Below are 14,408 nucleotides of genomic sequence, written 5' to 3'. Positions count from 1 at the left end.
TATGTTATCAGTAAATAAATAGAGGGAGTAAATTAATTCATGGACATATTTTTCAAAAATAAATATTATCGCCGATTTTCAATCGCTAGTATCCTATCAAGTGCTGGCGATATTCTTTTTTACTTAGCCTTGATGACTTATGCTAGTAAGTTAAAAAATTACTCATTAGCTCTTTCACTGATTGCCATTTCCGAGTCGGTACCTAGACTGCTTTCAAGTGTCGGGGGCTATCTTGCCGATCGGACGCATAACAAATACGAAAAGATTGTTTGGCTTGCAATGATTAGGGGGGCACTCTATTTATTAGTTGGTTTTCTTTTTAGTCAAAATATTGCCGGTTGGAATCTGGTAATGATGGTTATCGTTATTAACTTCATTTCTGATACAGCCGGAACATACTCAAGCGGACTGTCCACACCTTTAATAGTTGATTTAGTGGAAGAAGACCAAGTTGCCAAGGCAACGGGTTTTACAAGCGGCGTTTCCCAGGTGATTACGACCATTGCCCAGTTTGTCGGCTCAGGCCTGTTATTGTTCATGTCTTATTCAACTCTAGCAGTTATTAACGGCTTAACTTTCATTGCTGCTGGCCTAATTTATTTGTCGATTGCCCGTAAAAATAAGGATGCAGCAATTAATCAAGATGTTGATGAGCAGAGCTTTTTAAGTACGCTTGCCTTGTCTTTTCGCCAGGTTAAAAAGGCGAGTGGCCTGTTAACTACCGTGATGGTTATTGCCTTAATGAATGGTATCTTGAGTACAATTGAGCCAATATTATCGATTGTCGTTGCCGGCAATAAAAGTATAATGGTCATTGGCACCTATACTTTCACAATTGCAGTTATTGGCGCGGCAGCAGCGGTGGGCTCCGCTTTAGGTAGTATTGTCGGAACAATGATTTTCAAAAAGGTTTCGGTCTATGTGATCGTCTTACTGGCTTTATTCTCTGCAGCCTGCGTTCTCGTTTCCACGATGAGTAAACAAATAATTTTTTGTTTAGTTACTTATGCCTTATTAGGCTTTTTTGTAGGAACAGCTAGTCCGAAGTTAACGCAGTGGCTGGTTGCAACGGTTGACCGCAAGATTTTGTCATCATCAGTTGGCCTGTTAAATACAATTTTGTTAGTGATTACACCATTAATGACAATCCTGTTTACTAGTATTTCAGCGGCATCAAATGCTAACGTTGCGCTGATAGGGATGCTGATTACCAGTATTATAGTTTTCAGTATTACGGTTGTGGTTATGATTAAAACCAAAGAAAATTAAGTCCGGTTTTTTACTGAATTTAAGAACAAGCTAAAAGGACTAGTTCTAAGCTAATAGCTCGAACTAGTCCTTTAGTTTTTATTTGCTTTTTTAATAGTTATTGTCTACTGCCGTTTGGGTTGGTGAAAACTAAAGAAGATAATCAAAATAAAGTTTATCAATAAAGTTAGGCCAGTAGTCCAAAAGACAGTCGCATAATTAAATACTCCGGATATGGTTGACCCCATTAGTGAACCAAAGACTGATCCGACCGCCTGAAAGGACTGGTTGTAACTGAAAATGCGACCAAAGCTTTCTGGTGGCGTGTTAAGAGTTAAAACCGTCTGCGCTGCCGGCAGCATTGCGGCACTGGCAATTCCCAGCAAAAAGCGCAATCCAGCTAATACCCACGGTGAATGTGTGAGTGCCATTGGAACAAAGAGGATGGCGCCAACAATTAGCCCAACGCGAAGAATCTTTAGCGGACCAATTTCGTCCATTTTGTGGCCGATTTTGGAAGCGGCAATCAACGTACCAAGCCCCGGTGTTGCAGCAACGACACCAGCAACAAAGGCAATATTTTTACTGTTGGGCATCATTGATTTGACGTAAAGTGAAACAATCGGGTCAATTGACATGTTGGCGGCTTGAACTAACAGCGTTGTTGCAAACATCGCAATAATTAACTTAACATTAGGCAAAGTATGCATAATTTCTTTCATTGGTTTCATTTCTTCACGCGAAACTGGGGTGAATTTTTCGTGAACTAAGAAAGTTGAGCCAAAGAAGACTAACACCATTAAGAATCCAGTGATGAAGAAGGGAATCCGGTATCCCCAGGCTCCGCCAAGCCAGTTACCAAAGAAGTTAGACAAAACCCCGCCAAGTAAAGGTCCAACTAGGTTGCCAGCAGTTCCGGCGGTCATCATTTGGCTCATAACCCAGCCGCTTTTTTGATGAGGAGTTTCACCAGCAATCAATGCGGTAGCATTATTAATGTAGCCAGAAAAAGCTCCCTGAATAAACCGCATGACAATGATGTAAATTGCATTGGGAGCAAACCCAGTAGCTGTGATGGTCAGAGCCATTACGCCTGAAGCACGCATACACATCAATTTGCGGCCCTTACGGTCAGCTAAATTGCCCCAATAAGGTGAAACTATTGCCTGGGCAATAAATGTCATCGCAAAGGCCAAGCCTGAGTAAAGACTGATTTGTAATTGACTATAATGACCAAGGTCGGCAATAAACAGTGAAATAAAGGGCATTGTCATTGAGTAACCCATTCCCGTAATGAAACAACCTAGCCATAGGGTATAAAAGGCTTTGTGCCATCCAGCTGGCAACTTATCTGAACTTTTCAAAGTATCCTCATCTTTCCGTTTGAATTTTTAACAAAAACATTATCTTTTTTATTCTAGCACAATAAAATTGCTAAGAATTTGCAAAAAAAGGTAAACTTAGCTCCAAAACGTGATAGGATATTGTTTCTGAAAGGGAGGGTGCTGTATGAGTCAGGATTCACATATGACCAGACGTGAATATCGCAAAAAGTATGCGAGTGAAAATGATGAAACGGTTAGTCCTGCTGCTACCCAAAGGCCCGTTAAAGAAAATCCGGCTGGATCAACGCGTGCTGATTACCGTCACCTTAAACTAAACTTTTGGGAAATCTTTTCTGATCGACCTTATGTTGCAGTGGCGATTGTTGTATTAGCCATCTTTTTTGTGATGGCTAAATTATGGTGGTTGTTACTGTTATTAGCAATAATAGTGGCTGTCGGCATTTTCATCATCGGTCATAGCCATCACCCAGATCGTGTTCTCAGCTTGGAATTTAAAATGAAGGCTTCCAGAAAGCTTAATATGCTGCGTGCACTGCAATTCGGTGGCTCTATTCTCATGTTTTTAGCAACTTATATGAAAAAAGTTGTCACTGTTAATTTCCCAGAAGCAGGCTCTACCGATGGCTTACAGGTTATCCAAGGCGTTTTATCGAATCGTGGCGGTGTTTATGGGCAACAAGGCTCATATATTCTTAGCTTGCTCAATACTTTTACTGGGGGACAGCTTTGGGGCAAGTACCGCTATGCGACTAATAGTGCGCAAATGATGAATAGCAGCGCCGGCAGATTGATTATTATTTGGGTTCTTGTGTTGATGATAGCACCAGCATTCTGCGTCATGGCACAGTTTTTCCGTGAGCCTTATTCACGAAATACGGCACTAGTCGCATCAGTCATTGCTACCGTAACTTTTATTTTGACTCCACGGTTATTGCGTAAATGGATTGTGGAATACGCGGTGGAAAACCGAATGGCTAGTCAGCAAGCACAAGCTGCAATTAGTGTTGGTCCTATGGCATACGTTGCCATGCTCTGTGCAATCTTAGTGTTGGTCATTTCCATTTATCGTGTAATTAAGAAAGACCGGTTTGAGTGACCAAGATTTAATCATTTTTAACTGGCTCGTTAATAATAATTTTGGCTTTAAAGTAATAGAAAAATTGTTTTTGCCAGTTAAAAACTTTAACTTTAAAAATCATTTTAAAAGCACTGTAGGTGAGTAACTACAGTGCTTTTTTAGTACAACTGGATCTTGGGATAATTCTTTTTGAAATATATTTCAGCGCGCGAAACGCTTATTTCAAGTTATGAAATACTTATTCGCTTTTTCAGAAAGCGGATACAAAATGAGCAAAATCTGATATAAATATAAATAAGCTAGCTTATGAAGACAGCTCAAATTGGGCAATTTGATTAAAAAAGGAGAAAACAATGTCTGCAACTGATAAACGTTATTCTGTCGTAATTGCCGGTGGGGGTAGCACTTTTACACCCGGCTTTGTCTTAAGCTTAATTGCTAATGAGGATCGTTTTCCACTCAGAAAGCTGAAATTTTATGATAACGATGAAGAAAGACAAAAGAAAATTGGTGATGCTTGCGCAATTATTATGAAAGAACGCGCACCGCAAATAGAATTTTCGTATACCACTGATCCTGAAGAAGCATTTACTGATGTCGATTTCGTAATGGGCTCAATTCGGGTCGGTAAATACCATATGAGGGAACTTGATGAAAAAATTCCGTTAAGATACGGGGTTAATGGACAAGAAACTACCGGACCCGGCGGGATGGCTTATGGCCTGCGTTCAATTCCAGCCATCATTGAAATTATCGACTGGATGGAAAAGTATTCACCAAATGCCTGGATGATTAATTATTCTAATACCATTGCCATTGTTGCAGAAGCATGTCGACGCCTGCGGCCACACGCAAAAGTAATCAATATTTGTGATATGCCGGTTGCCTTGATGACGAGAATGGCTCAGATTTGTGGCTTAAACGATTATCATGACCTAGATGTTAATTATTACGGCCTTAACCACTTCGGCTGGTGGAAAGAGGTTCGTGATAAAAAGACTGGCCAGGACTTGATGCCAAAATTAAGGGACCACATTGCTCAAAATGGTTATTGGATTGGTGGTCAATTTGATCAGGAAACCGAAAAGAGTTGGGCAGAAACTTACAAAAAAGCCAAAGACTGTTATGCACTTGATCCAGAGGCTTTGCCTAACACTTACTTGCAATATTATTATTTCCCACAATACGAGGTTGCCAACGCTGACCCGCACCACACTAGAACCGATGAGATCCGGGAGTATCGGCAAAAAATCGTCTTCGATGAATGTGCGCGTATTGTGCAGGCTGGTACTGCCAAAGGCAACATTTGGGAAGCAAGTATTGAACATTCTAATTATATTGTCGATATTTGCCATGCAATTGCCTATAATACGCACGAAAAATTCTTTGCTAACATTCCTAATAATGGTGCAATTGCTAATATTGATCCTGACTCGGTGGTTGAAGTACCGTGCTGGTTTGGTGCTGATGGTGTTCAGCCGATGGCAACAGGAAATGCTGGTGAATTTGAACGCGGAATGATGATGGAACAGCAAACTTGTGAAAAATTAGTGGTTGATGCTTATGAGCAACATTCCTATAACAAGATGTGGCAAGCTTTTGCACTGAATAAGACAGTTCCAGATGCCGCAATCGCAAAGAAAATTCTTGATGACATGATTCCGGTAAATAAGCCATACTGGCCAGAACTTAAATAATTGTTAGGGGGGATGATTGCTTATGATGCAGAAATTCCAAAAATTTGGTGCTGCCATGTTTGTTCCGGTGCTGCTATTCTCATTTGCGGGAATCGTGGTCGCTTTAGGCAGTTTATTTACCAATCAAGCCGTTTTTGGCTCTTTGGCAAACCCAGGAACTACGTGGAATTCAGTTTGGGATACAATTAACGCCGGTGGGTGGACGGTATTCAAGCAAGAGGCATTATTATTCGTAGTTGGATTACCGATAGGCCTTGCTAATAAATCGCAAGGAAGAGCCGCTATGGAGGCGGTAATTACCTATCTAACCTATAACTATTTTGTCGGTGCTATCTTAAGTCACTGGGGAGCAAGCTTTGGCATTCCGAATTTTAACAAGATTCAGATTGTGGAGAATTCCACCAACCATGGTTTGACAGAAATAGCGGGAATTAAAACGCTCGATACCAGTATTATTGGTGCCTTAATTGTAGCCGGAATTGTAATTTGGCTGCACAACCGCTATTTTGATAAAAAATTACCGGAATGGCTTGGTACTTTTCAAGGCTCAACATATGTCTATATTCTTGGCTTCTTTGTCATGATCCCATTAGCACTTTTAACTTGCTGGGGTTGGCCGAAAGTACAGTTAGGCATTACGGGGATGCAGCATTTTATTGTAAATAGCGGTGTTGTTGGTATTTGGATTTACAACTTTTTAAACCGGGTTTTGATTCCTACTGGGCTACACCATCTTGTCTATATTCCATTTCAGTTTGGACCTGCAGTTGTTGCTGGGGGACTGCAGCCTTATTGGTTAAAGCACCTAACGCAATTTGCTTTAAGCACTCATCCACTGAAACAATTGGCTCCGCAATTAGGCTTCCAATTATATGGCAATGAAAAAATCTTTCTTGCACCAGTCATTTGTTTAGCATTTTATGCTACTGCCAAAAAGAATAAGAAAAAGCAAACTTCGGCATTGCTAATACCAGCCGCTTTAACTTCATTTCTTGCAGGTATCACAGAGCCAATTGATTTTACTTATCTCTTTGCTGCACCAGTATTATGGATTATTTATTCTTTACTTTCAGCGACAATGAATACGATTATGTTTAGTCTCGGTGTCGTAGGTAACATGACTGGCGGTGCAATTGATATTGCCGCAGAAAATTGGATTCCGTTATGGAATAATCACTGGCAAACCTATTTGGTTGAGTTTCTTGTCGGTATTGTTTTTGCCGTTATCACATTCTTTGTTTTTAAGATTATGATTGAAAAGTTTAATTATATTACTCCCGGCCGAGAAGAAGACGACGAAGATGTTCATTTGTTAAATAAGAAAGAATATCAAGCTAAAAAGGCCAAACAGCAGGCTCAAACTTCAGATAATGCGGTGGAAAGTGATCCCTACATTACTAGGGCTACGGCCTTTCTCGACTTGCTAGGCGGTTCCGCAAATATTACTGAATTAAGTTCTTGTGCGACCCGCTTGCGAGTATCGGTCAAGGATCCCACTAAAATGGGTTCCGATGACCAGTTTAAAGAGGCGAAAGCAATCAACGTTGTGCATCATGGCAAAGCCATCCAAGTTATTGTGGGGCTAGATGTTGCTCAAGTTCTTGAAGCTATGCAAGAATTAATGAAAAACGATCTTAATTAGGATTAAAGCTCAATGACTTTAAAGCGCTTTTATAATTAAAAGTTAAGTATAATGAATTAGTAACTATTTTATATGGAGCGTATTAATGTCAAAATTAAAATCCCTAATTTATCAAAATAGTAGCAAGTTGAATGATTCTGAAATACGGATCATTCAATTTGTTCTAGACAATGCTAAATTGTGTAAGAACTTGAGTCTTTCCGAATTAGCAGAAAAATTGTATGTTTCGAGATCGGCAATTTTTCGTTTGTGTAAGCATCTTGGTCTAAGTGGCTATACCGAATTAAAATTTTATTTAAATGAGGTTTGCTTAGAAAATGAGCAGAATAACAATAAAATGAACTTTGCCAATAACTTTGGAGCAGATCTGGAAAAAGAAACTGAGAATTTACGTAAATACTTTGACTCGCTTGATTTAGCCAAATTTTATACTGAGCTAAGCAATGCTAGTAACGTTTATATTTATTCAACAGGCTGGATTCAGCAAATGTTATCCAATTATTTATCGCATGAATTGTTACTTTTTGGTATTTCTTCGATTGTACTGCCTGCCGCGATTAGCGAGTTGGAAATGGTGGGTAAAATTGCGCAAAAAGGGGATATGCTGTTTATTATTTCATACACAGGCGATAATAAAGAAATTAATGACGAACTAACGAAGTTTGAATTAGTTAATAATAAGTTACGTTACGTTTCTTTCACGGACTTAAAGCAGAACGAACTTGCTTCGCTTTCTGATTATAATTTTTACTATCCTACAATTAAATTTACTACTACTAAAAACGCCTCATTTATTATGGCTTATTCATTAGTTGATTTTTTGGTAAATAAGTTTGATATTTGGCGGAAAGAAAAAAGTGAACAAAATGATAAGTAAAACGAACAATTTTGTTATTAGACTTTTAGATAGAGCACATTTAGATACCGGCAAAATTTTAAACACTTATATTGCTGCTTTAATTATCATACCGCTATTTTTTGCCGGCTTTGTTACTTATGAAGCCAGTTTAACTGCACAAAGTTTAGCCGCGATCTTAACGGCAACTCCGATAATTGCGGTTGACATGGTTATGATGATTATCAACTTTATCTTTGGCTATTATTTGTGGCTAAATAAGGAAAAAATTTTAGCCGATTTACCTACTTACCGCTTTTTTATGCTGTACCAGGCAATTGGTCAAGTCATGGCGGGCAATTTTATTTGCGTATTATTGGCTATGGGTGGACTTGTTCGCACAAATGGTATAAACCAGAAAGAGCAGAGTAATAATAAACTGATTCGGGGAGCTTCAGTAATTTTTCTGCTTATATTTGGCTTGTGTTTAATTTTGACCATTTGGTTAAGTAGTAAGAAGTAAAAGGTGATAACAAATGTTTAATTTATTTAAAAAGAAAGATTTTACGGTAAGTGCGGCGGCAGACGGTGAATTGTTGCCACTCACAGAAGTCAAGGATGAAGTGTTTTCGACTAAAATGTTAGGAGACGGCTTTGCGATTAAGCCAACAGATGGGAAAATTTATGCTCCAATTGCAGGTAAAATTACTACTGTTTTTCCCACCAAGCACGCTATCGGAATCACGGCAAAGAATAATTTGGAAATATTGGTTCATTTGGGGATTGATACGGTTGAATTAAAGGGAGAACCTTTTAATGTCTTTGTCCAAGAGGGTGATTCAGTTAAACAAGGTGCCCCGCTGGCTGAGATGGACACAGCGGCAATTACTGGAGCAAATTATGATGATACGGTGATTATTGTTTATACTAATATGGATATTATTGATTCTATTTCACCAATTTCACCTGGTGAAGTCGAACACGGACAAGAAATTCAAACGATTAAGTTCAAGAGTTAATTTTTTGATGAATCATTAGCTTGAAATCATGATAGAATTTTGGTTATATATTAAAATTAAAACTGCTATGATTAGGGCAAACTAGTCCTAAAATACTATGTTATTAGGTATCGAAAAGATGGTAGTAAAAATGAATTTACTGAAGTTATTAGAAAAGCAGAACTTACCCAAGAAAAATGAACAAGCTTTAATTACTGCCGCAATTTCGCAATTAAAGCAACATGAAAATGAGTATCAGGTACGAAGCAGGTTATTAATCAAATTAAGTGAGCTTGCTCGAAGCATGACGCTATCTAAGGAGGGCATTGACCTGCTTACTAAGTTAAATCAGCCAGATAAAAATGACGATATTGCTTTATCTTCGACTACCTGGTTTTAAGCTTACTAAGTTTTTAGAGACAAAAAAGAAGAGTTTGGCAAGAAACTAGCTCTTTAAACTAAAATAAAGCGGGAAAAACATTTTTTAGTGTTTTTTCTGCTTTTTCTTGATTACAGCTTTTAATTTTTCTACCTTGATTCATGTGATTTTTTCTGTAATAAATATGTTGAATGACTAAGTATCTCATAAGTAGAAATTAGTTCTCTAGAACTGCTAAATTAAAAAAGTGGCGCTTCTTAATATCATTGATTAAAACTATATAATGACTTTTGTACGACTTTTGGCGTACAGTAACAATGAGGTGGTAAATATGGATAGAATTGAAGCTAGAATTGATTCAGCAACTAAAAATAAGGCAAAAGCAGTACTTGCTAATCATGGTTTGACTATTTCTGAATTTGTTCGAATGATAGTTACTACTGTAGCTAACAATGGGTTACCTAAATACTATTCTTTTCCTAACCAAGAGCTAAGCGACTCTTTACAAAAAGTGACCGATGATTTAGCTGGGAAAAAGAAGCTGCCAGAGGCTCATAGTTTTGAAGAATTAGAAGAAATGCTCAACTCGGATGAATAGCTGGAGCTTGCGAGATAAATGATGAAAACAATCAAATATACTAAAGTATTTAAAAAACAGCTAAAGAAACGAAGACAGGACTCAAAATGGCATTCAGTCTGGAATAGGTACGCATAGTGAATTGTTTAAATAAATTATCTATAAGTAAAAAACAGGCAAAACACTGAAAAAAGTGTTTTGCCTGTTTCTTTATTCAAAGAGCTAGTTTCTACTCAGACTCTTCTTTTTGTTTTACCGCTATTTAGTTATCGTTTAGCTCTGAAAAAAATGATTTCACGCGCAGCAACCAAAGGTCCTGAGCTTTGATAAATGGTGAGACGAACGGCCTTTGCCCGCACATCACGTAAGCCAACTACTTTATTTTTACTGTCGGCTCGCCATTTTAGGTGCTCGGCATACAAGTTGTAATTTTCACCATCAGTTGAAACAGCAAGACTGATATCTGTTGGGTCGCCTTCGTGATCAATGTTACGGGGAACAAAAGTCATCCGACTTAACTTTTCAATATCATTAAAGGTAAAAGTTAATTCCAGAGGCTTATCAGGCGCAATACTCTGCTCAGTTTGCCATTCACTGGCCATCTTGAGGTCGGTCAAGTATGCGAGTGGATGGTGCGGCTTGCTATCGCAGTTGCTGGAAACGGTAATCTCCTGAATTGCATAGTCCTCGGCTGCGTGCTTAGTAATTACGCCGAAAAGATCAGACCATTCTGATACGCGATTGCCCACAACATAGCGCATTCGGATGATATAGCGGGTATTAGGCGTCAGTTCATGGAACGTAAAACTATTACCCTTAATTCCTTCGTACAGGATATTGTTAATTTCAACTTGAACTTCGTCAGCTTGCGACCAAGCGAGTTCAAATGAATGAGCTGTGATTTTGCTGGAATCAACTGAAGGAAGTTTCGGTGAGGGAATAATCCCACTGGTAATTGAATGAACCATGACTTTGCTGCTGTAAGTAAAGTTACGCACCGTCACTTCAATTTTGGTAGTTGCAATTTCACGGCTAGCAAGCTTAATTTGGAGGGCCTTTTGCTTTTGGTCATGATATTGATCAAATTCAGCTAAGGAATAGTTAGTATTATAAAAAATCCCTTCGTGTGCTAGGTTAAAGGCATCAAGCGAGCCGTAGACTTGGAGCGGAACAATTTGGTCATTTATTTTAACAATAACATTATCAGGATAAGAATCGCATAATAAAGTTAAATTGGTTGCTTGCTCTGCTTCCAGATCAGGGTATTCGCCTTTAACCGGATTAATAGTAACTGTCAACTTTTCCTCATCAAGCTTGCTGGTAACCTGAGTCTTGCAATAGTTATGTTCAAAATCGGTTAAGCCATCATCGTCGTAAATTTCTGCCTGGCTGTTTCCTTGCGGATAAATGACATAGTCACGCTTGCCAAAATCAAAGATACTGCCACCACGGACAAAGACTGGCAAATGCCAGGTTGGGTAGGTTAAGTTATTGTAAACACGACCACCAGCATATTTTTCGCCGGTAAAAAGATCAATCCACATCGTGTGCTTACCCGGCAGGTATAAATTGTCTTTGCGGGAATTGCCTTCTTCATCTTCGCGGCCATTAGTAATAGGTGCAATTAACAAATTGTTGCCTAGCATGAACTCGGTACCGAATTGTTCGGTGTAATTAGTCCGTTCATCTGGAAAAGCAATAAATAGTGGCTGCAAGATAAGATTGCCTTCGCGTGCCTGTGCATTAAGCGTGTATAAATAATTTTTCAGACGGCTGTGCAACTGCAAATAGGCGCGGTTAATTTCCGTAATTTTACGATTGTAAGCAAACGGTGTCTTGCTAAAATCACCTTGGTCATCAATGTTGAAAAGAAGGGGTGTGAATGCTTTCCATTCGAAGTCGCGAACATTAATTTGCGCATTGCCACCGCCTAAAAGGCCGTCAACTGCCGCTCCAGCAAGTGGTTGTCCTGATAAATTAGAACCTACTAAACCGGCAACTTGAGTGGCGATACTCTCCCAATTACCCCCAACATCACCATAGATTATGGCGGCGTCTTTTTGCATGCCGGCAAAGCCGGAGTTACTTAAGACCAGTGGCCGCTTACGTTGCAGTTCTGTTTTCAGCTTCTCAGTATCCGAAGCAGTTAAGTTGGGGTTATTACTGTAAGTAAAGGCAGTTTTTGCTGGTAAAGTTGCGTCTTCTTCATGCCATAAGCCGGGATGAACGCCCTGATTTAACGCATAATCGTTAAAAAAGGCGAGAGCTTGCTCATTAGTTGCTTGAACGCCGTAATTGGGTACAAACCAGCTTAATGGGATGTGCATGGCTTTATAACGGTCAATCATTGCCCTTGCTGAAAAGTGATAATTTTCTTCACCGTTAAGTGATGCTTTTCCCGAGGCAGAATTTTCATTGCGCGTCCGTAGATAAAAATTATTGTTAATTTTTGTTGCGTTGCGAACTGATGCTGCACTAGGCTGCCAAAGAGTGGTACAAAAATTGCCTAGATGTCCTAAGCCAAGCATATATTTAGGCAATAGGACGGGTTTTCCGGTTAGCTGATAAAATTTAGCAAGAAGTTCCTGCGGGGTGTTGCCCACCAGGTAAAAATTGTCAAAAAGTTGATCTTGGTGTGTCAACGTAGTGACGCTGTGATTTTTCTGCCCAAAATCATATGTACCGCTTTGAACAGTATTACGTAATTCACCATAGCCTGCGTTGGACCAGAAGAATGGTACTTGCGTGACAACCCCGCCGTCGCCTGTGATCTGGTCATGCTTAATTTGAATTTTCCGGCCCTTGTGACTAAAATAGCCGTTTTGTAAACCGCCACCAAAGTAAAATTCGTTTTTATTTTGGACTAAAAATTCGCTAGTTTGCTCAGTACCAAGCTCTAATGGGCTAGATTGCGACATTCTCGTTCGGTGCAAAGTTTCATCGAAGATACTCATAATAGCCGGCTTTTGCCAAAAAATAACTTGGTAATTACCCGAGTGAATAATTAATGAGTCGTTAGTTGCCCGTACCTGTGAACGCTCAAAAGCATTGTTATCAAATTTAGCTAGCTGAATAAATGAAGCTGGCTGTTCAGTGAAATTTTGTTCGGGATCAAGGATTAGACGAAAAATTCCATCGGCCAAAATGTAGAAGTGCGCCACTTCACCAGTTGCAAAGTGCAACTCATAATAGTTATCGCACTTACTTGCACCGGTCAATGCCCCTAATTGATGTCTATTTATTTGCGTGTCTTGTATCATGATTTTGCTTCCTATATAGTCTACCTATACCTATTATAACTAAAAAAACAAAACTTTCCGTACTATTTGTAATTCAACTGGTAATGACCAGTGCATTAAGCTAAAATGGACTTATAAAGACAAAGTTCGAGTTTTTAAGTGAAAGGCAAAAATTATGACGTATTATATTCATGCTGACAAGTTTTTTCTTGAAAATGTAACTGAAGATGGCGGTTACCTTGAAGTTCAAGATGATGGCAAGTTTGGTTTTTACTACCCTGAAAACGAAACCCCAACAGGTAAGATTGTTGATTATCCTGGTAAATGGATTGCACCCGGATTGGTTGATACGCATGTTCACGGTTCTTTAAAAGAAGATGTAATGGTAAGCGAATGGGATGGCATTAACCGTTTGTCTGAAGGCTTTTTGCGCTCAGGCGTTACTAGCTGGTTGCCTACTACTTATACTGCGGACGAAAATACTTTAACTAGAATTTGTCAAATGTTCGGTGCCCGTAAGGGTGAAGAAACTGGTGCTAAGATTCAGGGGCTGCACTTTGAAGGTCCATACTTTACTGCAGAACATGCTGGTGCTGAGAACCCGAAGTACTTGCTAGATCCAAGCATTAAGCAATTTAATGACTGGCGTGATCAATCAGAAGGTTTACTTAACAAAATTTCCCTTGCACCTGAAAGAAAGGGTGCGAAGGAATTCATTCGTACTGTTGTTAAAGAGGGCGTTGTCGTTTCCTTGGGCCATTCAAGTGCAACTTACGCACAAGCTAAAGCTGGTGTTGAAGCAGGTGCAACCATGTTTACGCACACTTTCAATGGCATGCCTGATCCGTCACACCATGACTCATCAATTTCAAATGCAGCAATGGACTTGCATAATGTTACTGATGAATTGATTTGTGATGGGCACCACGTGAAAAAAGAATTGGTTCGGTCATTAATTAAGATTAAGGGTGCAGAACATATTTGTTTAATCACTGACTGTATGGAAGCGGGAATGATGCCAGATGGTGACTATATGCTTGGTGAATTGCCAGTTTACGTCAAAGATGGCATGGCCCGTCTTAAGGACGGCGATAACCTTGCCGGTAGTATCTTGCAGTTAAATGTCGCTATTAAGAATGTGGTTGACTGGAATGCTGCTACCCCAGAAGAAGCAATTATGATGGCGTCATATGTACCAGCTAAAAGCGCAAATATCTTAGATAAATGTGGTTCAATTGCTCCTGATAAGCCTGCTGACTTTATCGTTTTGAACCCTGATATGACATTGAGCGAAACTTACTTGAACGGTAAGTCACGCTATCAGGCAAAAAAGTAATTTAATTCATTTAAATAATTAAAAGTAAACCCC

The 14,408-nt window shown here is 39.3% G+C and carries 12 protein-coding genes; 10 read left to right on the top strand and 2 right to left on the bottom strand.

What is annotated here, in order from left to right:
• Positions 1-39 precede the first annotated feature (39 nt).
• Positions 40-1,269, top strand: coding sequence for an MFS transporter (locus tag GYM71_RS09570; protein ID WP_220220297.1), 1,230 nt, complete (start codon positions 40-42; stop codon positions 1,267-1,269).
• 104 nt (positions 1,270-1,373) lie between these two features.
• Here GYM71_RS09570 and GYM71_RS09565 read toward each other — a convergent pair whose 3' ends face one another.
• Positions 1,374-2,612, bottom strand: coding sequence for an MFS transporter (locus GYM71_RS09565; protein ID WP_103752514.1), 1,239 nt, complete (start codon positions 2,610-2,612; stop codon positions 1,374-1,376).
• A 145-nt stretch (positions 2,613-2,757) separates the two neighbouring features.
• Here GYM71_RS09565 and GYM71_RS09560 point away from each other — a divergent pair, with 145 nt between their 5' ends.
• The 8 genes from GYM71_RS09560 (at position 2,758) to GYM71_RS09525 (ending at position 9,821) form a co-directional block, all read left to right on the top strand.
• Positions 2,758-3,690: a cytochrome C5 gene (locus tag GYM71_RS09560; RefSeq protein WP_220220296.1), complete on the top strand. Its 933-nt coding sequence runs from the start codon at positions 2,758-2,760 to the stop codon at positions 3,688-3,690.
• Positions 3,691-4,025: 335 nt separating this feature from the next.
• Entirely contained in the window at positions 4,026-5,369 is a 1,344-nt protein-coding gene (locus tag GYM71_RS09555) for a family 4 glycosyl hydrolase (protein ID WP_220220295.1), read from the top strand.
• Positions 5,370-5,391: 22 nt separating this feature from the next.
• Entirely contained in the window at positions 5,392-7,011 is a 1,620-nt protein-coding gene (locus GYM71_RS09550) for an alpha-glucoside-specific PTS transporter subunit IIBC (RefSeq protein ID WP_220220294.1), read from the top strand.
• 85 nt (positions 7,012-7,096) lie between these two features.
• Entirely contained in the window at positions 7,097-7,888 is a 792-nt protein-coding gene (locus GYM71_RS09545) for a MurR/RpiR family transcriptional regulator (protein ID WP_220220293.1), read from the top strand.
• On the top strand, positions 7,878-8,369 hold the full coding sequence (locus GYM71_RS09540) for a hypothetical protein (RefSeq protein WP_220220292.1): 492 nt from the start codon (positions 7,878-7,880) through the stop codon (positions 8,367-8,369). Before GYM71_RS09545 ends, GYM71_RS09540 begins: the two co-directional genes overlap by 11 nt.
• Before the next feature lie 13 nt (positions 8,370-8,382).
• Complete coding sequence (locus tag GYM71_RS09535; protein WP_220220291.1) at positions 8,383-8,865, top strand: PTS sugar transporter subunit IIA; 483 nt, start codon at positions 8,383-8,385, stop codon at positions 8,863-8,865.
• A 130-nt stretch (positions 8,866-8,995) separates the two neighbouring features.
• Positions 8,996-9,244, top strand: a complete 249-nt coding sequence (locus GYM71_RS09530; protein WP_220220290.1) for a hypothetical protein — start codon at positions 8,996-8,998, stop codon at positions 9,242-9,244.
• Positions 9,245-9,554: 310 nt separating this feature from the next.
• Positions 9,555-9,821, top strand: coding sequence for a type II toxin-antitoxin system RelB/DinJ family antitoxin (locus tag GYM71_RS09525; RefSeq protein WP_220220289.1), 267 nt, complete (start codon positions 9,555-9,557; stop codon positions 9,819-9,821).
• 245 nt (positions 9,822-10,066) lie between these two features.
• Here GYM71_RS09525 and GYM71_RS09520 read toward each other — a convergent pair whose 3' ends face one another.
• Positions 10,067-13,060 (bottom strand): TIM-barrel domain-containing protein, encoded by a 2,994-nt coding sequence (locus tag GYM71_RS09520; RefSeq protein ID WP_244986821.1) that lies wholly within the window; start codon positions 13,058-13,060, stop codon positions 10,067-10,069.
• Positions 13,061-13,214: 154 nt separating this feature from the next.
• On the opposite strand from GYM71_RS09520, the gene nagA reads away from it, so the two are divergent.
• Positions 13,215-14,375, top strand: a complete 1,161-nt coding sequence (gene nagA / locus GYM71_RS09515) for an N-acetylglucosamine-6-phosphate deacetylase (protein WP_103752507.1) — start codon at positions 13,215-13,217, stop codon at positions 14,373-14,375.
• Positions 14,376-14,408 lie beyond the last annotated feature (33 nt).

Source organism: Lactobacillus panisapium (assembly GCF_019469265.1).
In the GTDB taxonomy this organism is placed as follows: Bacteria; Bacillota; Bacilli; order Lactobacillales; family Lactobacillaceae; genus Lactobacillus; species Lactobacillus panisapium.
The sequence above is the reverse complement of the archived record's forward strand: the minus strand, read 5'-3'. Positions and strand labels throughout refer to the sequence as shown.